21 protein-coding genes are annotated in these 21,813 nt (G+C 63.0%); 17 read left to right on the forward strand and 4 right to left on the reverse strand.

The features are described 5' to 3' along the window. The first annotated feature begins 7 nt into the window (after window positions 1–7). From tmk to ACN0X6_RS07785, 4 genes are all read left to right on the forward strand, one after another. Window positions 8–640, forward strand: a complete 633-nt coding sequence (gene tmk, locus ACN0X6_RS07770) for a dTMP kinase (RefSeq protein WP_417703005.1) — start codon at window positions 8–10, stop codon at window positions 638–640. Then, window positions 633–1,625 (forward strand): DNA polymerase III subunit delta', encoded by a 993-nt coding sequence (locus ACN0X6_RS07775; RefSeq protein ID WP_417703006.1) that lies wholly within the window; start codon window positions 633–635, stop codon window positions 1,623–1,625. The genes tmk and ACN0X6_RS07775 overlap by 8 nt, the downstream gene beginning before the upstream one ends. A gap of 126 nt (window positions 1,626–1,751) precedes the next feature. Beyond that, window positions 1,752–2,108: a PilZ domain-containing protein gene (locus tag ACN0X6_RS07780; RefSeq protein WP_003245164.1), complete on the forward strand. Its 357-nt coding sequence runs from the start codon at window positions 1,752–1,754 to the stop codon at window positions 2,106–2,108. Window positions 2,109–2,215: 107 nt separating this feature from the next. Beyond that, entirely contained in the window at window positions 2,216–2,998 is a 783-nt protein-coding gene (locus ACN0X6_RS07785) for a TatD family hydrolase (RefSeq protein ID WP_417703007.1), read from the forward strand. Window positions 2,999–3,527: 529 nt separating this feature from the next. Here the strand turns inward: ACN0X6_RS07785 and ACN0X6_RS07790 are convergent. Continuing rightward, on the reverse strand, window positions 3,528–4,661 hold the full coding sequence (locus tag ACN0X6_RS07790; RefSeq protein ID WP_417703008.1) for an aminotransferase class V-fold PLP-dependent enzyme: 1,134 nt from the start codon (window positions 4,659–4,661) through the stop codon (window positions 3,528–3,530). A gap of 75 nt (window positions 4,662–4,736) precedes the next feature. Between ACN0X6_RS07790 and ACN0X6_RS07795 the strand changes: the two genes are divergently transcribed. Beyond that, entirely contained in the window at window positions 4,737–5,360 is a 624-nt protein-coding gene (locus ACN0X6_RS07795; RefSeq protein ID WP_003461933.1) for a TetR/AcrR family transcriptional regulator, read from the forward strand. A gap of 79 nt (window positions 5,361–5,439) precedes the next feature. After that, window positions 5,440–6,408, forward strand: a complete 969-nt coding sequence (locus ACN0X6_RS07800) for a GTP 3',8-cyclase MoaA (protein ID WP_417703009.1) — start codon at window positions 5,440–5,442, stop codon at window positions 6,406–6,408. A 161-nt stretch (window positions 6,409–6,569) separates the two neighbouring features. Here the strand turns inward: ACN0X6_RS07800 and arsB are convergent, their stop codons facing one another. Next, window positions 6,570–7,640, reverse strand: a complete 1,071-nt coding sequence (gene arsB / locus ACN0X6_RS07805) for an ACR3 family arsenite efflux transporter (RefSeq protein ID WP_417703010.1) — start codon at window positions 7,638–7,640, stop codon at window positions 6,570–6,572. A gap of 105 nt (window positions 7,641–7,745) precedes the next feature. On the opposite strand from arsB, the gene ACN0X6_RS07810 reads away from it, so the two are divergent. The 10 genes from ACN0X6_RS07810 to ACN0X6_RS07855 all read left to right on the forward strand — a co-directional run bounded on the left by ACN0X6_RS07810 (window position 7,746) and on the right by ACN0X6_RS07855 (window position 16,221). Then, entirely contained in the window at window positions 7,746–8,522 is a 777-nt protein-coding gene (locus tag ACN0X6_RS07810; RefSeq protein WP_417703011.1) for a metalloregulator ArsR/SmtB family transcription factor, read from the forward strand. A gap of 50 nt (window positions 8,523–8,572) precedes the next feature. Beyond that, window positions 8,573–9,286: an arsenical resistance protein ArsH gene (gene arsH, locus ACN0X6_RS07815; protein WP_417703012.1), complete on the forward strand. Its 714-nt coding sequence runs from the start codon at window positions 8,573–8,575 to the stop codon at window positions 9,284–9,286. An 18-nt stretch (window positions 9,287–9,304) separates the two neighbouring features. After that, the gene (locus ACN0X6_RS07820) at window positions 9,305–9,805 is read left to right on the forward strand and encodes a cyclin-dependent kinase inhibitor 3 family protein (protein ID WP_417703013.1); all 501 of its coding nucleotides are present in this window, start codon (window positions 9,305–9,307) and stop codon (window positions 9,803–9,805) included. Window positions 9,806–9,818: 13 nt separating this feature from the next. After that, window positions 9,819–10,823 carry an ArsJ-associated glyceraldehyde-3-phosphate dehydrogenase gene (locus tag ACN0X6_RS07825; RefSeq protein ID WP_417703014.1) on the forward strand — a complete coding sequence of 335 codons (1,005 nt, stop codon included), beginning with the start codon at window positions 9,819–9,821 and terminating at the stop codon, window positions 10,821–10,823. A gap of 123 nt (window positions 10,824–10,946) precedes the next feature. Continuing rightward, entirely contained in the window at window positions 10,947–12,176 is a 1,230-nt protein-coding gene (gene arsJ, locus ACN0X6_RS07830) for an organoarsenical effux MFS transporter ArsJ (RefSeq protein ID WP_417703015.1), read from the forward strand. 134 nt (window positions 12,177–12,310) lie between these two features. Next, window positions 12,311–12,913, forward strand: a complete 603-nt coding sequence (locus tag ACN0X6_RS07835; protein ID WP_417703016.1) for a DUF4823 domain-containing protein — start codon at window positions 12,311–12,313, stop codon at window positions 12,911–12,913. A 273-nt stretch (window positions 12,914–13,186) separates the two neighbouring features. After that, window positions 13,187–14,557 carry a tetratricopeptide repeat protein gene (locus ACN0X6_RS07840; RefSeq protein ID WP_417703017.1) on the forward strand — a complete coding sequence of 457 codons (1,371 nt, stop codon included), beginning with the start codon at window positions 13,187–13,189 and terminating at the stop codon, window positions 14,555–14,557. Between the two features lie 179 nt (window positions 14,558–14,736). Then, complete coding sequence (locus ACN0X6_RS07845) at window positions 14,737–15,306, forward strand: DUF1285 domain-containing protein (protein ID WP_417703018.1); 570 nt, start codon at window positions 14,737–14,739, stop codon at window positions 15,304–15,306. 64 nt (window positions 15,307–15,370) lie between these two features. Then, complete coding sequence (locus ACN0X6_RS07850; RefSeq protein ID WP_417703019.1) at window positions 15,371–15,901, forward strand: GNAT family N-acetyltransferase; 531 nt, start codon at window positions 15,371–15,373, stop codon at window positions 15,899–15,901. Beyond that, a complete protein-coding gene (locus ACN0X6_RS07855; RefSeq protein WP_417703020.1) occupies window positions 15,898–16,221 on the forward strand; it encodes a low molecular weight protein tyrosine phosphatase family protein in 324 nt (107 codons plus the stop codon). Before ACN0X6_RS07850 ends, ACN0X6_RS07855 begins: the two co-directional genes overlap by 4 nt. An 11-nt stretch (window positions 16,222–16,232) precedes the next feature. Here ACN0X6_RS07855 and ACN0X6_RS07860 read toward each other — a convergent pair whose 3' ends face one another. Continuing rightward, window positions 16,233–18,005 carry a S8/S53 family peptidase gene (locus tag ACN0X6_RS07860; protein ID WP_417703021.1) on the reverse strand — a complete coding sequence of 591 codons (1,773 nt, stop codon included), beginning with the start codon at window positions 18,003–18,005 and terminating at the stop codon, window positions 16,233–16,235. Between the two features lie 168 nt (window positions 18,006–18,173). On the opposite strand from ACN0X6_RS07860, the gene ACN0X6_RS07865 reads away from it, so the two are divergent. Continuing rightward, window positions 18,174–19,313, forward strand: coding sequence for a DUF1624 domain-containing protein (locus ACN0X6_RS07865; protein ID WP_417703022.1), 1,140 nt, complete (start codon window positions 18,174–18,176; stop codon window positions 19,311–19,313). Between the two features lie 124 nt (window positions 19,314–19,437). On the opposite strand, the gene ACN0X6_RS07870 is transcribed toward ACN0X6_RS07865, so the two are convergent. Beyond that, window positions 19,438–21,492, reverse strand: coding sequence for a TonB-dependent receptor (locus ACN0X6_RS07870; RefSeq protein ID WP_417703023.1), 2,055 nt, complete (start codon window positions 21,490–21,492; stop codon window positions 19,438–19,440). Between the last annotated feature and the right edge of the window lie 321 nt (window positions 21,493–21,813).

Raw genomic sequence — 21,813 nt, forward strand, 5'->3', positions numbered from 1 at the left:
GCAATCCGTGACCGGTCTGTTTATCACCCTGGAAGGCCCGGAAGGCGCCGGCAAAAGCACCAATCGCGAATACCTGGCCGAGCGCCTGCGCGAGCAGGGCGTCGATGTGCTGCTGACGCGTGAGCCCGGCGGTACGCCGCTGGCCGAGCGTATCCGCGAATTGCTGCTCGATCCGAGCGATGAGCCGATGGCTGCCGATGCCGAGTTGCTGCTGGTATTCGCTGCCCGTGCCCAGCACTTGCAGCAGGTCATTCGCCCGGCTCTGGCCAGGGGCTGCGTCGTGTTGTGCGACCGTTTCACCGATGCCACCTACGCCTACCAGGGCGGTGGTCGCGGTCTTTCCATGGAGCGCATCGCGCAGCTGGAACAGTTCGTCCAGGGCGAGCTGCGCCCGGACCTGACCCTGATCTTCGATCTGCCCATCGAGATCGGTCTGGCTCGCGCAGCGGCTCGCGGTCGTCTGGATCGTTTCGAGCAGGAAGGCCGTGGCTTCTTCGAAGCGGTACGCCAGGCCTATCTGCAGCGCGCTGCGCAGGCGCCGCAACGCTATCGCGTGCTGGATGCCGGACAGACCCTGGCCCAGGTGCAGGCCGATATCGACGCCTTGCTGCCGAGTCTGCTGGAGGCCTGCCGTGGCTGAGGTCTATCCCTGGCAACAAGCGCTCTGGCAGCATCTGGCCGGCCGCAGCCAGCATGCTCATGCCTATCTGCTGCATGGCCCGGCCGGTATCGGCAAGCGTGCGCTGGCCGAGCGCCTGATGGCGCGCCTGCTGTGCCAGAGCCCGAATGGGCTGGATGCCTGCGGCACCTGCAAGTCCTGTCATCTGTTGGCCGCTGGCACTCATCCGGACAACTACGTGCTGGAGCCCGAAGAAGCGGACAAACCGATCAAGGTCGATCAGGTGCGTGAGCTGGTCGACTTCGTGGTGCAGACCGCCCAACTTGGTGGGCGCAAGGTGGTGCTGCTGGAGCCGGCCGAGGCGATGAACCTCAACGCCGCCAACGCGCTGCTCAAGAGCCTGGAAGAGCCCTCCGGCAATACCGTGCTGCTGCTCATCAGTCACCAGCCCAGTCGTCTGCTGGCGACCATCAAGAGTCGCTGCGTGCAGCAGGCCTGTCCATTGCCGAGCGAGGCGATGAGCCTGGCCTGGCTGGCCCGGGCACTGCCTGAACTGGGCGACGATGAACGTGTCGATTTGCTGACTCTGGCAGCGGGTTCGCCACTGGAGGCTGCGCGCTTGCAGGCACAGGGTGTGCGCGAGCAGCGTGCCCAGGCCGTGGAAGGTGTGAAGAAGCTGCTCAAGCAGCAGGTCTCCCCGAGCCAACTGGCGGAAAGCTGGAATTCACTGCCGCTGAATCTGCTGTTCGACTGGTTTTGCGACTGGGCGCAACTGATGTTGCGCTACCAACTGACCAGGGACGAGGAAGGCCTGGGCCAGGCCGATATGCGCAAGGTGGTGCAGTACCTGGCGGACAAGAGCGCGCAGGCCAAGGTATTGGCGATTCAGCAATGGCTGCTCGCGCAAAGGCAGAAGGTGATGGGCAAAGCCAACCTCAATCGTGTACTGCTGCTGGAAGCCCTGCTGGTGCAGTGGGCCGCCTTGCCAGGGCAGGATCGCGGCTGATCAGCGCGGCGAGCGGATTCGGCAGGGCGTCACATTCTGCTGGTTGCCTGCCACCCGGTTGTTTGCGCATGGGCATGAACAAGCCCTAGAATCAGCCATTAAGCAATAAACGCCAGGAATGCGCTGATGAGCCTGCCACCCAATCTGGGTCCCCGTAACGGAATTCTGTCCCTGACCATCAAGGACAAGTCCGTGCTCTACGCGGCCTACATGCCTTTCATCAAGAACGGCGGTCTCTTCATACCCACCAACAAGAGCTACAAGCTCGGTGACGAAGTGTTCATGCTGCTCAACCTGATGGACGAGCCGGAGAAGATTCCGGTGGCCGGCAAGGTGGTGTGGATCACCCCTAAAGGCGCTCAGGGCAACCGTGCCGCCGGTGTCGGCGTGCAGTTCAACGACGGCGATAACACCGCCCGCAACAAGATCGAAACCTACCTCGCTGGCGCGCTGAAGTCCGACCGCCCGACCCACACCATGTAACCCACTGGCCGCGAGCTGACCATCCTCGCGGCGGAATCTCTCAGCGTCGAGGCACCTGCCGCTTTCGATTACAATTCGTGCTTTCCCTTTGCTCGAGTTTTCCCGCTGTGCTGATCGATTCCCATTGCCACCTTGATCGTCTCGACCTCGCTGCCCATGGCGGCTCGCTGGATGCTGCCCTGGATGCCGCTCGCGCCGCTGGCGTGGGCCATTTCCTGTGCATAGGTGTCAGCGCCGACAACGCCGCCACGGTCAAGGGCCTGGCCGAGCGTTATGACGATGTCGATTGCTCGGTGGGCGTGCATCCACTGGATCTGGAACCAGGCGCAGAACCCGCACTGGACTGGCTGCTCGGCGAGCTGGCGCACCCGAAGGTGGTGGCCATCGGTGAAACCGGCCTGGATTATCACTACGAGCCGGAATCCGCTGCGCTGCAGCAGGCCTCCTTCCGTCTGCATCTGGAGGCGGCGCGCATCACGGGTAAGCCGGTAATCGTGCATACCCGCGAGGCCCGCGCCGACACCCTGGCGCTGTTGCGCGAAGCGGCGCTGCCGCAGGCCGGCGTGCTGCACTGCTTCACCGAAGACTGGGAGATGGCCAAGGCCGCGCTGGACATCGGTTTCTATATTTCCCTGTCCGGCATCGTCACCTTCCGCAATGCCGAGGCGCTGCGCGATGTGGCGCGCCAGGTGCCGGTGGACCGTCTGCTGGTGGAAACCGACTCGCCCTACCTGGCGCCGGTACCGCATCGTGGCAAGCCCAACCTGCCGCAATACGTGCGTGAAGTGGCCGAATACCTGGCGGTGCTGCGTGGCGTCAGCTACGAGACCTTGGCCGAGCAGACCTCGAGCAACTTCAAGCGTCTGTTTCCGTTGGCTGGCGTGGCCTGAAACCATGATGATGTAGCCTGGATGCAATCCGAAGCTGTCGGTAGATATTCCCCGGATTGCATACGGGCTACGGTCCGCACTTCTGAGCCCGTAGGGTGCGCCGCGCGCACCAGGCGATGTAAGACGTTGCAGCCATGGCAGGCTACGCCGCACCCAGATCCAGCGAAGCAATCAGCGACCGTGACAGGCGGCTAACCCACGGGAACGGCGATCTACTGAGCAAAAAAAACCCGGATTCTGGGGGATGAATCCGGGTCAAGACCATTAGGAGTAAATCAAGGTACGCGGTCCACGGTACCTTGGCTGGCGGGGCACTTGGGGGGAGATGCCGCACACCAGTAAGTTCCAGTATTAGCCATGATCAGCGAGCGTCCAGGCCCAGGTCTGAGTTTCTTAAACGGATTTGGAATACCACGGACGCTGCTGAGTCCTCACCCTTTTGCCAACTGGGTTAGCAGGCTGCAAATGAGCCGCCCGAGCTTGTTTTTAACGCGGCAGGGCCGACGCGCAGCAGGCCGTGCGCAGATTCTCACCCTTTTGCCAGCCGGGTTAGCAGAGCCAGAGTCTCTTCGATCACCTGCTCGCCGGTGTAGAAATGCGGCGACAGGCGTACTCCAGGCCCGCGCTGCACGCAGATCACCTGGTCCTCGCGCAGGCGTTGGTACAGCGCCGGGCTGTCCCAGCCTGCCAGGCTGAAGTTGAGGATGCCGGCGCGGCGCGCCGGGGCGAGCGGGCTATGCATTACCGCGCCGGGTAGTGCGCGAATACCCTCATCCAGGCGCTGCACGCGGTCTTCCAGGCGTGTACCGACCCGCTCCATGCCCACTTCTTCGAGCAACGACAAACTTGCCTCCAGGGCGAAGGCGCCGAGCATGTTCGGGCTGCCGCATTCGAAGCGCCGCGCACTGCGGGCCGGTTGCCAGTCCGTGCGGGTGTAATCGCCGGCATGCTCCAGCATGTGCCAGCCGTACTCGTGCAGTTTCAGTTGATCGCGTACCGCACTGCGGCAATAGAACACCCCCAGGCCTTCCGGGCCGAGCATCCACTTGTGGCCGTCGGCCATGGCGAAGTCGCAATCGTAGGCCTGGACATCGAAGGGCAGGGCGCCCAGTTGCTGGATGGCATCGATGCAGAACAGCACGCCATGCTGGCGGCAGCCCTGGCCGAGGCGCGGCAAATCCAGGCGCAGGCCGCTGGCGAACTGCACGGCGCTGACCGACAACAGGCGGGTTCGCGGTGTGAAGGCGGCGAGCAGTGCTGCCTCCGGGTCATCGCCCTTGAGGCTGACTTCGATCACTTCCACGCCCTGCGCCGCCAGTGCCAGCCAGACGATACGGTTGGAGGGGAATTCCTCGTCACTGATGATCACCTGGTCGCCGGCTCGCCAGTCCAGGCCGAAGGCCACGAAGGACAGTGCCTCGGATGTATTCTTGACCAGTGCGATATCACCGGTGCTTGGTGCGTTCATCAGGCGCACAAGGCGTTCGCGCAGGCTACGCTCCAGTTTCAGCCAGTCGGGATAGTCACGCGCACCGCTGGCCACGTTCGTTTCCGAGAACCGCCGCACCGCTTCAGCACTGCGTTTTGGCCAGGGGGCGACTGCCGCATGATTCAGATAGCGCAGTCCATTTTCCAGGGGGAACTCATCATGAAACACGTACATGGTCGGATGATCCGTGCAATTTGGCCGCATTTGGGCATAATAGGCGGCTTCGATTTTTGACCCCGTAGTCCCTTTATGCAGAAAGAACCCCGTAAGGTCCGCGAATTCCGTCGCCGCGAGCAAGAAATTCTCGATACCGCGCTGAAACTCTTCCTCGAACAAGGAGAAGACAGCGTGACCGTCGAGATGATCGCTGATGCGGTCGGTATCGGCAAAGGCACTATCTACAAGCACTTCAAGTCCAAGGCGGAGATCTACCTGCGCCTGATGCTCGACTACGAGCGCGATCTCAACGAGCTGCTGCATTCGGCCGACGTGGATCGTGACAAGGAAGCGCTGTCGCGTGCCTACTTTGAATTCCGCATGCGCGATCCGCAGCGCTATCGCCTGTTCGACCGCCTGGAAGAGAAGGTGGTCAAGGGCAATCAGGTGCCGGAAATGGTCGAGCAGCTGCACAAGATCCGTGCGTCCAACTTCGAGCGTCTGACCCAACTGATCAAGGGGCGCATCGCCGAGGGCAAGCTGGAAGACGTGCCGCCGTACTTCCACTACTGCGCCGCCTGGGCCCTGGTGCATGGCGCCGTGGCCCTGTACCACTCGCCGTTCTGGAGCAATGTGCTCGAGGATCAGGAAGGCTTCTTCCAGTTCCTCATGGACATCGGCGTGCGCATGGGCAACAAGCGCAAGCGCGACGCCTGATGCCTGGCAGGTCGGCCACGGGACTGTGCCGTGGCCGACATAGCGATATACTCCGATTCTTAACGAACTGGAGCTCTCAATGATCGTCGACCGCCAGGGCAGACGCTTTCGCAACCTTCGCGTCAGTCTGACCGCCGCCTGCAACTACGCCTGCACCTACTGTGTGCCGAACGGCAAGCGCCTGGTCGCCGCTCAGGACGAACTCTCCGCTGACGCCATGGCGCGCGGCGTGGCTTACCTGATCGAAGCAGCCGGCATCGAGCGCCTGCGTATCACCGGTGGTGAGCCGCTGGTCAGCACGCGCCTGGAGCCTTTTTTGCGTCAGGTCAGTCAGCTCGGTCTCGACGACATCAGCCTGACCACCAACGGCCAGTTGCTCGAGCGCAAGCTGCCGCTGCTGGTCGAATGCGGCATCCGTCGCCTCAATGTTTCCCTCGATACGCTCGACGCCGACGCCTTCCGCAGCATCGCCCGTGGTGGCGACCTGGCCAGCGTGCTGGCCGGGATGGAAGCGGCGCGTGAAGCCGGGATGAAGGTCAAGGTCAACATGGTGCCGTTGCGCGGGCAGAACCTCGACCAGGTGCTGCCGCTGCTCGAGTACTGCCTGGCGCGTGGCTTCGAACTGCGCTTCATCGAGCTGATGCGCATGGGCCACCTGGCGCGTGATCCCAATGCCTTCAATCAGCAATTCGTCGGTCTGCCCGAGCTGTTGGCGCTGATCGGCAGTCGTCACCAGTACGTTCAGGCCAGCGCGCCGGTGGATGCTACCGCGATGCGCTACGCCATTCCCGGCGCCGGCCATTTCGGTGTGATCGCCAACGAAAGCGTGCCGTTCTGCCGTACCTGCTCGCGCCTGCGCCTGTCGTCTACCGGTTGGTTGCACGGCTGCCTGTCGTCGAGCAATCGCCACTTCGTCGGTGACCTGCTGGACAAACCCCGTCACCAGGCCTTGCCAGCGCTGCAGCGCCTGCTGGTCAAGGCGTTGGGGGACAAGCAGGACCTGGCCTTCTCCGGTGGCGTGACGGTGATGAAGATCATCGGCGGCTGACGCTTCGGCTCGCTGTTCTGGTGCACGATTCTTCAAGGCTCGGTGCTTGCCTGAGCCGCTCTCTGAAAAGCAGGCGCAAGCCGGATGCGGCGCAGTCTTCTTCACCACCTTGCCAACAAGTACGTCTAGCCAGGTGTAACGGCCTTGCGTTCGCGTACGACCTACAGAGCCTGCTCGTACCAGCTGCGACTCTTGTTGACCATGCGCACCAGCCAGAGCATCACCGGCACCTCGATCAGCACGCCGACCACGGTGGCCAGCGCGGCGCCGGAGTCGAAGCCGTAGAGCACGATGGCCACCGCCACGGCCAGCTCGAAGAAGTTGGACGCGCCAATCATGGTCGAGGGGCCGGCCACGTCATGGCGCACCTTGAGAGAGCGGTTGAGCCAGTAGCCGAGCGCGGCAATGAACAGTGTCTGCAGCAGGATCGGCATGGCCAGAATGCCGATCACCAGCGGCTGTTCGACGATGGCCTGGCCCTGGAAGGAGAACAGCAACACCAGGGTGGCCAGCAGGGCGAGGATGGAGAGGGGGGCGATTCTCGCCAGCGCCGCATCGAAGGCAGGTTTGCCACGCTTGAGCAGTTGGGCGCGCACGATCTGGGCGATGGCCAGGGGGATGACGATGTACATCGCCACCGACAGCAGCAGGGTGTCCCAGGGTACCGGAATCGACGATACGCCCAGCAGCAGGGCGACGATGGGGGCGAAGGCGAACACCATCACCAGATCGTTGAGCGCCACCTGGCTGATGGTGAAATTGGCGTTGCCGTTACACAGGTTGCTCCAGACGAACACCATCGCCGTGCAAGGCGCGGCGCCCAGCAGGATCAGCCCGGCCATGTAGCTGTCGAGTTGCTCGGCCGGCAACCAGTCGGCGAACAGGATCTTGATGAACAGCCAGCCGATCAGGGCCATGGAGAAGGGCTTGACCACCCAGTTGATGAACAGGGTGACGCCGATGCCGGCTTTCTGTTCGCGCACTTCATGCAGCGAAGCGAAGTCGATCTTCATCAGCATCGGGATGATCATCACCCAGATCAGCAGACCGACCGGGATGTTGACCTGGGCAATCTCCATGGCGCCCACCGCCTGGGCGGCCTGCGGAGCGACCAGGCCGAGTACCGTACCGGCCGCGATACAGAGGAACACCCACAGGGTCAGGTAACGCTCGAAGAAACCCAGGGGTGCGCCCGTGGATCGCTTCAGGGCGGTGTCACATGCATTTGTCATCTTCGTTGCCTGTACTCGTCAGGGTGAATGGCTCAAACATATTCGCTTTACTGTATATCTGCAAAATAATATATTCGCTCGTGTGCGTCCTTGATGGAAATCAACATGAGCCAGAAAAAGCGTGTCCTGTTCCTCTGCGTGGCCAACTCGTCGCGTTCGCAGATGGCCGAAGCGCTGCTGCGCCACACCGACTCAGAACACTTCGAGGCTTTCAGTGCGGGCAGCGCGCCCACTGAGGTAGACCCGCGTACCCGCGATGTGCTGGAGCATCTGGGTGTCTCGACCGCAGGGCTGTTCAGCAAGTCTCTGGAGCAGGTCGCGGGCGAGCCGTTCGACTATGTGATCACCCTGTGCGACAAGTCCGCGCTGGAATGTCTGGCGCTGCCCGGCACAGGCGAGTACATCGCCTGGAATTTCGAAGATCCGGCGACCAGCTCGCAGGAGAATGCCTATCGCAAGACCCTGCACGAGATCCACGAACGGATAAAGATGTTCGTGCTGATCAAGAGCAAGCCTGCCAGTGCTGTCAGCGATGGCATGACGCCTACCGAACTGTTCAAGTGCCTGGCCGACGAGACGCGGGCGCGTATCGCCATGCTCGTCACCCTGGAGCAGGAGCTGTGCGTCTGCGAGCTGACCGCTGCGCTGGAAGAGGTCCAGCCGAAGATTTCCCGGCACCTGGCGCTATTGCGCAGTTGCGGTCTGCTGGAAGACCGCCGCAATAGCCAATGGGTTTACTACCGCCTGCATCCGCAGTTGCCCGAGTGGGTCCGGGATGTGCTCAAGCGCACCCTGGACAGCAATGCCGAGTGGCTGCGCCCGGATGTGCAGCGCCTATGGCAGATGCGTGACCGCCCTGGTCGAAAGCCGGCCTGTGACTGAGCGGCGAGCCTCGTGGCGATCCTGTTCTGACCCATTTCTGGAGTGATAGCGTGCAAGACGATCTGCCCAATGCTGACCTGCAACTGCTCGATCTGCCGACTGCGGACAAGTTCAGCCTCGAGTCGGCCTCGACCCACGCGCCGCGCATCCTGCTGTTGTACGGCTCCACCCGCGAAAAGTCCTTCAGCCGTCTGCTGACCGAGGAAGCCGCGCGCCTGCTGCAGCACTTCGGCGCCGAGACGCGCATCTTCGACCCGCGCGGCCTGCCGCTGCCGGACGATGCGCCGGACAGTCATCCGAAGGTGCAGGCGCTGCGTGAGCTGATGCAGTGGTCGGAAGGCCAGGTGTGGTGCTCCCCCGAGCGCCACGGCGCGATGAGTGCCGTGTTCAAGGCGCAGATCGACTGGGTGCCGCTGGCCATGGGCGCGGTCCGCCCGACCCAGGGCAAGACCCTGGCGGTCATGCAGGTCTGCGGCGGCTCGCAGTCGTTCAACGTGGTCAATCAACTGCGTGTGCTGGGGCGCTGGATGCGCATGTTCACCATCCCCAACCAGTCCTCGGTGCCCAAGGCCTTCATGGAGTTCGACGCTGAAGGCCGGATGACACCGTCCTCGTTCTACGACCGCCTGGTGGACGTGATGGAGGAGCTGGTCAAGTTCACTCTGTTGCTGCGTGATCGCGCCGACTACCTGGTCGATCGCTACTCCGAGCGCAAGGAGTCGGCCGAAGAACTCTCCAAGCGCGTCAATCAGCGCGCCATCTGAGCGAAGGAACTGCCCGTCATGACGCATCCCTACGACGTACTGAAGGTGCCCGGCCTGGCCGGTGCGCTGATCTTCACGCCTTGCCCGGGCACCCGGGAAACCACGCTCGAACAGGCGCTGCTGGCTCTGCAGCAGGCCGGTGCAGTGGGCGTGATCACGCTGATGCCCCACAGCGAGCTTGCCGCCAACGGCGCCGAGCAGATCGCCCAGCAGTGCCATTCACTGGATCTGGCCTGGTATCACCTGCCGGTGGCCGACGAACAGGTGCCGCTGGAAGCCTTCGGCGAAGGCTGGAGGGCCTCCCGCCAGGCGCTCATCGAGCACCTGCGTGGCGGCCGCTCGCTGGCCATTCACTGCAAGGGCGGCTCCGGGCGTACCGGGCTGATTGCCGCGCGCATCCTCATCGAAGCCGGCGTCGCGCGCGATGAGGCCATCGCTCTGGTACAGGCACTGCGGCCCAAGGCCATCCAGCATCCTGCGCACGTCAACTGGATCAACCAGTTCGACGCGACCCACTGACAGAGGCATCGACATGAGCATCAAAGTAGGCATCAACGGTTTTGGCCGCATCGGCCGTCTGGCTCTGCGCGCTGCCTGGGGCTGGCCCGAACTGGAGTTCGTGCAGATCAACGACCCGGCAGGCGACGCCGCCACCCACGCGCACCTGCTCAACTTCGACTCGGTGCATGGCCGCTGGCAGCATGAGGCGATCAGCGAGGGCGAGAGTGTGGTGATCGACGGCAAGCGCATCAGGGTGACTGCCAACAAGGCCATCGCCGATACCGACTGGAGTGGCTGCGACCTGGTGCTCGAGGCCAGCGGCAAGATGAAGACGGTCGCCGTGCTGCAGGGGTATCTGCAGCAGGGCGTGGGGCGCGTGGTGGTCTGCGCGCCGGTCAAGGAGCAGGGCGCGCTGAACGTGGTGATGGGCGTCAACCAGCATTTGTTCGACCCTGAGCAGCACCGCATCGTCACCGCCGCTTCCTGCACCACCAACTGCCTGGCGCCAGTGGTCAAGGTGATCCACGAGGCGCTGGGCATTCGTCACGGCTCGATCACCACCATTCACGACCTGACCAATACGCAGAGCATCCTCGATACGCCGCACAAGGATCTGCGTCGCGCGCGTGCCTCGGGTATGAGCCTGATCCCGACCACCACCGGTTCTGCCACGGCGATTGCCGAGATCTTCCCCGAGCTGCGTGGCAAGTTGAATGGCCATGCCGTGCGCGTACCGCTGGCCAACGCCTCGCTGACCGATTGCGTGTTCGAGGTCGAGCGCGCCACCACGGCCGAGGAGGTCAACGCGCTGCTCAAGGCGGCGGCTGATGGCCCGCTGAAGAACATCCTGGGTTACGAGGAGCGCCCGCTGGTGTCCATCGACTACCGCACCGATCCGCGCTCATCCATCGTCGATGCGCTGTCGACCCTGGTGGTGGCCGGCACTCAGGTGAAAATCTACGCCTGGTACGACAACGAGTGGGGCTATGCCAACCGCGCGGTGGAGCTGGCCAGGCTGGTCGGGGCAGCCGATTGATCCGTAGGGTGGATGACGCTTTATCCATCCACCAGATAACCAAGGTGGATGAAAAAGGCGTCATCCACCCTACAGTCTGCTGTCGCGGCTAAAGCCCCTCTCACGGGTTACACAGGATTTGTTATGCATGCCTTATCCCGCCTGGCCCCCGAAGTGCGCCAGTACCTGCTGGTCACCGGCAACTACTGGGCCTTTACCCTCACCGACGGCGCGTTGCGCATGCTGGTGGTACTGCATTTTCACAGCCTGGGCTACACGCCGCTGCAGATCGCCGCGCTGTTTCTGTTCTACGAGATCTTCGGTGTAGTCACCAACCTGGTGGGCGGCTACCTGGGCGCGCGCCTGGGCCTCAACCGCACCATGAACATCGGCCTCGGCCTGCAGGTGCTGGCGCTGTTGATGCTCACCGTGCCGGCCGCCTGGCTGAGCGTGCCCTGGGTCATGGGTGCGCAGGCGCTGTCCGGCATCGCCAAGGATCTGAACAAGATGAGCGCCAAGAGCTCGATCAAGCTCCTGGTGCCGGACAATCAGCAGGGCACGCTGTACAAGTGGGTGGCGATCCTCACCGGCTCGAAGAATGCACTCAAGGGCGTCGGCTTTTTTCTCGGTGGTGCGCTGCTCGCCGTGCTCGGCTTCAGCGGCGCGGTGCTGGTCATGGCCGCCGTGCTGGCGCTGATCTGGCTGGCCAGCCTGGTGCTGCTGAAGAAGGATCTGGGCAAGGCCAAGGCCAAGCCGAAGTTTCGCGACATGCTCTCCAAGAGCCGGGCGATCAACATTCTTTCGGCTGCCCGGCTGTTCCTGTTCGGTGCGCGTGACGTCTGGTTCGTGGTGGCGCTGCCGGTGTACCTGAGCACGGTGTTCGGCTGGGACTTCTGGCTGGTCGGCGGTTTTCTCGCCAGTTGGGTGATCGGCTACGGCATCGTGCAGTCCTTGGCCCCACGCATTACCGGCAAGCAAAGTGGCCATGTGCCGGACGGCCGTGCCGCCTTCGTCTGGGCCGCGCTGCTGGCCGGTCTGCCGGCGCTGATCGCCTTGGGGCTGGGCACTGGCTGGTCGGCGCAGGGGGTCTTGCTGGGCGGACTGATGCTGTTCGGCGTGCTGTTCGCGGTGAATTCCTCGTTGCACAGCTACCTGATCGTCAGTTACGCCAAGGAAGACGGCGTATCGCTGGACGTGGGCTTCTACTACATGTCCAACGCACTGGGACGGCTGATCGGCACGCTGCTCTCGGGCTGGGTCTTCCAGGCCCATGGGCTGGAGGCCTGCCTGTGGGTGTCCAGCGCGTTCGTGCTGGCCGCCGCGCTGATTTCCATCGCCTTGCCCAGACACCACGATACCGCTCGGCAGGACTGACCAGCCGTTCGCAGGGGAGGCTTTCAGGCCTGCGCTTTAGGTGCGGCAAGATGGGCTTGAATAATGCTGGCGCAGAACCTGCATCTATGCGCTATCCGCCGGTTTTCCGTCACCGGCACGAGGAGGATGGATTCATGCGTAACCTGCTTCTACTGGTGACGCTGCTGGGCCTGACCGGCTGCATGAAGGTCAGCGATCTGGCCAGCGGCACCGAGTATCACCTGCGCGATGCCGGGTTTCTCGACCACGGCCGCACCGAGCGCATGGCCTCGCGGCGTCTGCAGCAGGACTCCTTCATCTACATCGCCCAGGGCCACTTCGTGCCGCCGGGCCACGGTTACCCGCGCCCCAACGTGGTGGCCGAAGAGGCCTTCAAGGGCTTCGTCGAATACTTCCCGCTGGTGCGCCGCGCACGTCAGCCGGCAGGCCTGGATGAAGCCATGGCCGAGGCGCGCGGCGCTGGCGCGCACTATCTGCTGTACGCCCGCTTCGCCTACAGCGACGACCGTATCGGTACCGAGGAAGAGTGGGAGGATCAGCAAGCGCTGGATCGTCTCGGCACTGACCGGGCATCGATCCAGCTGATGCTGATCGAAACCAATACCCGCTTTCTGGTGGACACTGCGCGGATTCGCAGCCGTGGCGGATTCCTGACGTTCTACGACGCGCAGCCGCAGGACCTGATCGGCCCGCCGCTGCATGACTATGCGCGCAGCCTGCTTGGCGTAGCGCGCTGAGTCGGGTTCACGAAAAACAACTGAGGAGCGCATGAGTGCGCTCAGGAAACTGAGACAGCGTCGAGAGATTTCCGCCCTGGTTGCTTGCGCTGTGGCAAACGCAGGTATCATGCGCACAGTTAATGTCAGGGAAGACTCATAAGCACCAAGGAGAGGTTGTCTGTTGCTGCCTTGGTTTTCCCCTTGGCCAACATCCCCGCCTGACCGGTTCACGGTCAATGAGTCGTACCTGGCATTCGGTTTGTGTTCCTTATCCACACCGAGATTGATGTCATGTCGCGACTGTTCATTGCCCTGTCCCTCAGCCTGTGTCTCACGCAGGCTGCTTATGCTGCCGACCTGGAAGCCCTGTTCAACGAGCAGCGTTACAGCGAGTTTCTGCCAAAGGCCGAAAGCGCTGCGGCGAAGGGCGATACGCTAGCCTTGTTCTTGCTTGGCAAGGCTTATCACCTTGGGCAGGGCGTGGACGAGAGCGAAGCGCTCGCCAGAAGCTATTACGAGAAGGCTCGGGCAGGCGGTTCGGCTCGAGCCAGCCACAATCTTGGCTCCATGCTGATGAGTGAAAAACGCCCCAACGATGCGATTCCTTTGTTTGAAGAGGCCTTGCAACGCGGCCTGCTGATGCCGACGCTGATCAACCTCGGCCGAGCCTACAGCCCTTCCGATCTCGACTATCAGATCCAGCAGTATGCTGGAGTTGTCAGAGCGGAGCAGTCGGGTGACTACTTTGCCCAGGCGTATGAACAGGAACCAGACATCGCGTGGCTGACGGAGGCCTCGCGCAATTATCTGCAGGCTTATCTGGCGCTGCGTAACAACTACTTCAGCACCTCGACAGAAGACGACCGTACCCGGCTGCGAGCCAAGGCAGTGGAGTGGCTGGACAAGGGCAAGACTCGCGATAACGAGCAGTCATGGACCAACTACGGAGTGATGTTGCTGGAGGAGGGGGATTTCAACGGTGCCCGTCAGGCTTTGCAACAAGGTGCTGATCGCAAGGTCGCTGCAGCTCACTATCATCTGGCGCGTATGGCCGCCAACGGCTTGGGGCTGCCCGCTGTTGACCGGCAGGCAGAGGCGTATCACTACGAGCAGGCGGCCTTGTTGGGCCTGAAGGCGGCCGTTCGGCCTGCCATCGATCATCTGCTGGAGTTGCTTCGCAGCGAGACTGACCTGGCCACTCTCGAGGATGGCGTCAGCCGGTTGGCCTTGTTGCAGGGCCCCGAGGGTGATGGCTACCGGACTCGCTCAGTCACCTCCCGCTTGGAGTGGGGGCGCTTCCTGCAGCGTCAGCGCGAGCAGGCCAAGGTCTTGCCAGAAAAACCTTTGTACCTACAAGCCTGTGGCCTGGATCTGAACCAGCTATATGGCAGTACTTACAACCTTGGTATCAATACGTCATGGCGATTGCAGGTTCACCGCTCGCTGGAGCGGCCCGAGCACCTTTCCATCGAAGGACGTGTCGACAAGAACGGTTGCGCCACATTCTCTGACCCCTTGCCCAAGCCCGTTCGAGCAAGTCTGAATGAGGGTGCTGTGCTGGCACTTGCTTTCCCGAACTTCACTTTGCCGTTGGCCATCAAGGAAACCGATGAAAGCCTGCAACTCGACATGCAAGCCATAGAGTTGCCGATTCCTCAGTGACCGGCGTGCAGGGCTGTGACCACGATTGACGGATTTTCGTGCGTCAGTCCTGGGTCAGTCCGCCGGCTATGGGCGCCGTGACGCAATCCCGGGACGGGCTGCTGGACAGGGATCACCTCTCAGCTGGTGTATCCTCGTTTGTCTGACCCGGCGTGCCGGGCAACGGACGAGGAGAGAGCATGAGCGATCCAGGCAAGGCCGGCGACCTGCTGGCGCAGATCCCCAAGGGCGAAGGCAAGGGCCTGCCCCCCGTGCACCTGTGGAACCCTGATTTCTGTGGCGATATCGATATGCGTATCGCCCGCGATGGCACCTGGTATTACCTGGGCACGCCGATCGGCCGCAAACCCATGGTGCGACTGTTTTCCACCATCATTCGCCGTGACGGTGACGACTATTTTCTGATCACCCCGGTGGAGAAGGTCGGTATCCAGGTCGAGGACGCGCCCTTCGTTGCCGTGACCCTGCAGGTGGAAGGTGAGGGCGAGACGCAGGTGTTGCGCTTCACCACCAATGTCGAGGACGAAGTCGTGGCCGGTGCCGAGCATCCGATTCGCGTCGAGATCGATCCTGCGACACTCGAGCCCTCGCCCTACATTCTGGTGCGGCGTAACCTCGAAGCGCTGATTCACCGCAACGTGTTCTACCAGTTGGTAGAACTGGCGGTGGAGCGCGAAATAGACGGAGAGCCCTGGTTGGGCGTGTGGAGTGCCGGGGCGTTCTATCCCATCGGGCCTTCTCCGGCCTGAAGGGGCGATGCGCAAGTGGCGCTGGTGCGCGCGGCGCACCCTACGGTAGTGACAGGAGACGCAAATGGATGAGCATCGCATCGAAACCGAACGCCTGACGCTGCGCCCGCCGCAGCCGCAGGATGCCGACGAGATACAGCGCCTGGCCGGTGATTTTCGCATCGCCGATGTCACCCGCAGCATTCCCCATCCCTATCCGCCCGCGCTGGCGCAGCAGTGGATCGAACGCTGCGCGCAGGAGTGGGCCAGCGGTGCGGCGGCCAACTTCATCATCACCGAGTCCGGCAGCGGCAAGCTGGTCGGCAGCATGGCGCTCATGGATATTGGCCGGGGCGAGGCCGAGGTGGGCTACTGGATCGGCGTGCCCTATTGGAGCCGTGGCTACGCCAGCGAAGCCTGCAATGCCCTGGTGGATTTCGCCTTCCAGCAACTGCGCCTGCGCCGTCTGCACGCCAGCCATCTGGCGCGCAATCCGCAATCCGGCCGTGTGCTGTTCAAGGCCGGGTTCCGCCATCTGGGCCTGGGCCACAGCCAGTGCGGTTGCCAGGGCAAGCTGGAACCGGTCGAACTCTACGAGCGGGTTTCCGGCGAGTGATCCGCGCTTTGTTCATCTGCAGTCGCAACCGTTTGCGCAGCCCGACAGCCGAGCGGGTATTCGCGCAGTGGCCAGGTGTCGAGACCGACTCAGCCGGGCTCGCCGCTGACGCCGAGGTTCGTGTTTCGGCAGAACAGCTCGACTGGGCAACGCTGATTTTCGTGATGGAGAAGAGCCAGCGCAGCAAGCTGACCCGCCAGTACCGGCAAGTCCTGGCGGGCAAGCGGGTGATCTGTCTGGATATTCCCGATGACTACGCCTGCATGCAGCCGGAGTTGATCAGTCTGTTGCAGCGCAAGGTGCCCGCTCTGCTGCGTTGAGCCGCTGCGGCTCAACGCACCCGATCACGACTCTGTACCGCCAGGTCCAGCGCCTTCTGCATATCCAGCCGCGCCGAGCGGCCCACGTCCTTGTCGCTCATCTTGTAGTTGCGCTCAGATGGCAGGATCGGCGCAGTCAGGTCTTCGGCGTCCATCGGCTCGAAGTCGTAATCGCCGCCGATGGTCATGGCGCTGCGCCTTAGCAGCATGCGCACCTGTTCCGGTTGCAGGCGCGGATTGATCGACAGCATGGCGGCGACCACGCCGGTGACCAGTGGCGTGGCGTAGGAGGTGCCGCAATGCACGTCGCCGGTGGCATCGCTCTCGCGTGTCGAGGCGCGAGCACAGGCAGCGGCAGTGATGTCGACGCGCATGTCGACGTTCGACGAGTCGCGCTTGACGACGTAGCCCGGGTCGTCGATGTCGACCTCTTTGTCCGTGCTGCGCTGATGCCCGCCGACCACCAGCAGTTGCTCGGTGATGAAGGAGGAGGGCAGGCGGTACTCGTCTCTGCCGGAGTAGGACGAACCGTTGCCGGCGGAGTTGATCACCAGCACGTCCGGGTACTCCTCGCGCAACCAGAGAAAGAACTCCTCCAGCAGTTCTTCGTAGCCGCTCATGGCGATGCCGGAGCGCACCAGCGAATCGATCTCGTCGCCTTCGACGTTGCGCGTGCCGACGCGGTGGATGCCCCAGCTCCAGTTGAGCACGCGCACGCCGTCTTCCACCAGGTTGACCGAGGCGGCGATGTTGGCGGTGATGCCGGCGTCCGAGTTGCGCTCGACTATGACTTCGAAGCCCTGGCTGGCCTTGTCCAGCCCGCGCAGGAAGCCGGTGTTGCCGCCCTTGTCCCAGTGCGCGGCGAGGATGCCGGCCACGGTGCTGCCATGGTTGTCCGGCTCGTCGGCGTCCCGTGCGTAGACGCAGGTGCGCGGTTTGCCATCGGGGCAGGCGCCGAGGTAATCGGCGAAATCGGGCGCGTCGAAATCGACGTTGCGCTCGATCACGCCGACGCGGATCGGCTCGACTTCGATGGGGGTGTCGCCCGCCGGAATACGCCGCTGGTAATAGTTCACCGCATCCATGAAGCGGTTCGCCGCCCACTCCTCGGAGTTCTTTTCCGGTTTGTGTATCGGCTGACGCGCGGCTTCGCGCTCCTCGCCGCGCTCCGGTGCGCTTTCTTCCACCACCACGGCATCGACGCTGGTTTCGTTGCCGATGCGCAGCACCAGCGCGTCGCGCTCGGTCAGGTTGTTCACCGGCAGGCGCAACTGGTAGACGTTCAGCGGGGCAATGGCGCCGACCACCCTGGCGTCGTATTTCTTCGCCAGACGCCTGGCCTCGTCGAGACCGTCGTGGCTCTCCTCGATCAGCAGGCTGACCAGATCGACATAGGTGGTCAGGCCATCCATGTTCTTCGCCACTTCATCCGGACCCGCCGCGAGCACATGGCTGCGATGCAGCGACAGCCACACCGGATTGCTGGCGCGCGCGCCATCCTCCAGCCACAGCGGTGCGCTGCGCTGTTCGTCACTGTTCAGCTGCAGGCGCAGGCCATTGCCACTGCGTTCGACTGCCGAGGCGGGCAGCGTGTCCTCGCCGAGCCGCAACCTGGGCAGCTTCTCGCCAAGGCCACGCACCTGCATGCACCAGTCCTGCTTTGCGCTGGCGAGCAAGTCGCCACAGCGTTGCAGGCTCTGGATGCGCAACGGCTCCTGTGCCTCGGCCAGGGGGCTGAGCAGGGCCACGACTAAGGCGGAAAAGAGGGCGCGGTTGGGCAGCATGGGGCAGGTTTTCCGTGACGATTGTCCTGCTTTTCCGACTGCCTTCGCCGTGCATCGTTCAGCATGATGTGACCGCATGGCGCGTGATGGCGGCGGTAGATTGGGCACATCGCTAGCGCGAAAGAGTTATAGTATTACGTTTCTTCCACGCCCCATTCTAAGCCCTCCATGTCCTCCAATCGCCTGCTCTCGATCGACGCCCTGCGTGGCTTGGTCATCCTCTTCATGTTGCTCGATCACGTTCGCGAAACCTTCTACCTGCATCAGCAGGTCGGCGACCCGATGGACGTGACCGCCACCGATCCTGCGCTGTTCTTCAGCCGCACCCTGGCACATCTGTGCGCGCCGGTATTCATCCTGCTCACCGGGCTTTCGGCGTTTCTCTATGGCGAGAAGCAGATGAGCCGGGCGGCGACCAGCGCCTTCCTGTTCAAGCGCGGGCTGTTTCTCGTGGTGCTGGAGTTCACCCTGGTCAACTTTGCCTGGACCTTCCAGTTTCCACCCACGGTGATCTATCTGCAGGTGATCTGGGCCATCGGCCTGAGCATGCTGGCGCTCGCCGTGCTGCTGTGGCTGCCGCGTGTGTGGCTGGCGGCGCTGGGCCTGATGCTGGTGGCGGGGCACAATCTGCTCGACGGGCTGCATTTCGGCCCGGAGTCGGCGATGCACATTCCCTGGGCAGTGCTGCATGACCGTGGCTGGATCGAGTTTCCCGACGCGCTGCGCCTGCGTACCTCCTACCCGCTGTTGCCGTGGATCGGGGTGATTGCCCTGGGCTATGTGATCGGCCCGTGGTTCCGCGGCTCGAGCGCGCCCGAGCAACGTCTGCAATGGCTGCGTCGCGCCGGTTTCGCTGCGCTGGCGCTGTTCGTGCTGTTGCGCCTGGTCAATGGCTATGGCGAGAAACCCTGGGCGGTCGGGGAGACCTGGGTGCAGACGCTGATGAGCTTGCTCAACATCACCAAGTACCCGCCGTCGGTGCTGTTCCTGGCGCTGACGCTGGGCGTCGGCCTGTTGCTGCTGGCGTACTTCGAGCGCCGCAACGATGGACGCATGGTGCGTGCCCTGGCTGTGTTCGGCAGCGCGCCGATGTTCTTCTACCTGCTCCATCTTTACCTGCTGAAGCTGCTCTACATCGCCGCCTTCGCCATCTGGGGCGCGAACCAGGGGCATTACTTCGGCTTCGATTCGATGGCCTGGGTATGGGGCGCGACGCTGCTGCTGGCGGTGCTGTTGTTTGCACCCACGCAATGGTTTGCCCGACTCAAGGCGCGGCGTCGTGATATTCGCTGGCTGAAATACCTCTGAGAGCGGCTGTCGTAGGCTGCGCCCGCGCACCGGATGTTTCGCGGTGACGCAGTTGGTGCGCATGGCGCACCCTACGTTCGGCGCGATGCCGTGCGTGGCAGCGCTTCTTCAGCGTGGCTGCGGCTTACAGCTTCATGTTTACCGACAGATAGGCCGAGCGGCCCGGAGCGGGGGAGAACATCGGTTGCTCGTCGCCAGCGGCCCAGAAGAAGTTGTCGAACCATACGTACTCGTAATCGCGGTCCGTCAGGTTTTTCATCTGCAGGTCGAGGCTGGTGGAGGCCGATACCTGATAGCGCACGTTGGCATCGAGCACCGCGAAGCCGCCGTACTTGCCCTGTTCGTTGAGCGTGTCGATGTAGTAATCGCCTTGCGCGCGAGCTTGCAGGCCGAAGCGCCAGGCGTCGTTGAACTGATAGTCGACGCCAGCGTTGCTGATGTAGCGTGGCGTTGAAATCACCTCGGTGCCTGCCAGCGAGCGACCGCCGTCGGTAAAGGCGCTGACCACCTTGGCCTCCTGAATGGCGTGCGAGCCCCACACTGTCCACTGTTCGTTCAACTGAGCGGTGAGCTGCATGTCGATACCGCGACGTCGGGTTTCGCCGAGCCCGACCGTGGTGCCGGTCGCGGGCATGTTGGAAACCTCATCGGTGGCGTCCTGTTGCCACACGGCGATGCGCGCTTGCGAGCCGGCAAAGGGCTTGAACTTCACGCCCACTTCCTTGCCGGTGTTGATCGACGGTTTGTACGAAGCCTGGCCGGCGCTCAGGTAGGCCGGCGCAGTGGAGCCGGTGAGGATCTGGAAGGTGCGCCCCCAGTTGGCGTAGACGTTCACGTCCGGGGTGATGCTGTACACCACGCTGAGCTTGGGCTGTTCGACCCAGCCGTAGTCCTGCAACTCGGCCTTCTCGCCGCTCATCAGCTCGGTATTACCGGAGAACGTGTCGACGCGGTACGCCGGGATGATCTTGAGCTGCTCGATGGGCTGGATGATCGCCTGGGCATAGGCGCCGGTGTTGTACAGCGTGTAGCTGTCGTCATTCTGCGTGCGCGCAGGCGGCGCGTCGAAATCGGTGGGAATGCCGAAGTTGTAGCGGTAGCGACGGTACTCGTTGTTCTGCTGTTCGTAGTTGATGCCGCCGTCGAGGGTCAGCATCTCGTGGGCGCGCCAGGTCAGGTTGCTCAGCACGCCGGTCTGGCGTTCTTCCCACTGGCGGCGCTGGCGCGGAGCATTGCCGACCGGGTAGCGGGTGAAGGTCACGGTGCGGTCATCGTCGTAGCTGTTGTAGTACAGCTTGTTGCTCAGGCTCAGGTCGTCGTCGAGCTGGAAGTCGGCATGCGCGCTGAGGTGCTTCATGTCCCGGTCGTCGCTGTCGTTGGCGTTCTTCTCCGGCGATTGCGAGCGGCTCGCGGCCAGCTCCTGCGCGGTGAGAAAGCCCGGCTCCTCGGCCTGATGGTGGTAGAGGCGGGCGACCACACCGAGCTTCATGGTCTGCTCGTCATCGCTGACGAACCACTTGCCGCCCAGCGAATACTTGTTGGAGTTGCTGTTGTCGCGAAAACCGTCGGAGTCCTGCTTGGCCAGAAAGTAGTTCTGCGCGAAGTTGCCTTCCTCGTGGCCCACGGCCAGCTGGAATTCGCGGGTGTTGAAGCTGCCGTAGGTCAGGCGGCCGTCGGTGTAGTTGCCGCCCTGGCGGGTGACGAAATTGATGTTGCCGCCAATGTTGTGCAGGCCGTAGCGCGGATCGTTGGTGCCGCGCACCACCTCGATGTAGTCGATGTCCAGCGGGAAGACCATGTCGATGAAGCGCTGGTTGCCGCTGTTGACGTTGCTCGGTACGCCATCGATCAGGGTCTTGATGCCATTGATGTAGCCCTCGCCGTTGAAGGCGCGGAAGGTCACCTTGCCGGACTCTGCGCCCATGCGCGTCTCGGTCAGCTGGATGCCGGGCATCTGGCCCACCAGCTCCCAGCTGTTCATCACGTTCTTATCCTCGATCTTGTCGCTGCCCATGATGTCGACCGACGTCAGGATGCTCTCGGTGCGCAGCGTGCCGCTGGCCTGTGGGGTGACGTAGACCGAGCCGAGTGAGACGGTGGAATTGCCGGACGAGGCGGCGTGAAGCTGGGACGTGACCAGGGCGGTCATGACGGCGAGGGAGGCCGAGGTGGCTTTCATGGGTATTCCTAGCGTTGCATTTTCTAAGTGAGGGGAGGGCGTTACGCTGGTTTGCTGCGCGGGTCTCCAGGCGGCAGCGGGTTGTCCGGTTAGCCGGAACGTAGCGACGAATTGCCTTGATAAAAGATGTTATATCATAACAATTTTAACGCGCTCGGCCAGTTCGAAATCAAGCTGCCGTGGCCACAGAAGGCTCTGGCCAGAGCCTTCTGTGGCTGAGCAATCGACGCAAAGGCCGATGAACAGTGGCCTGACCTGCACGAACGATTAGACGCCAGCCCGCCAATGGCGTATCAATATCAAGCGCCTTTCGTGTTTATA

It is taken from the genome of Pseudomonas sp., from assembly GCF_048269965.1.
Taxonomy (GTDB): domain Bacteria; phylum Pseudomonadota; class Gammaproteobacteria; order Pseudomonadales; family Pseudomonadaceae; genus Aquipseudomonas.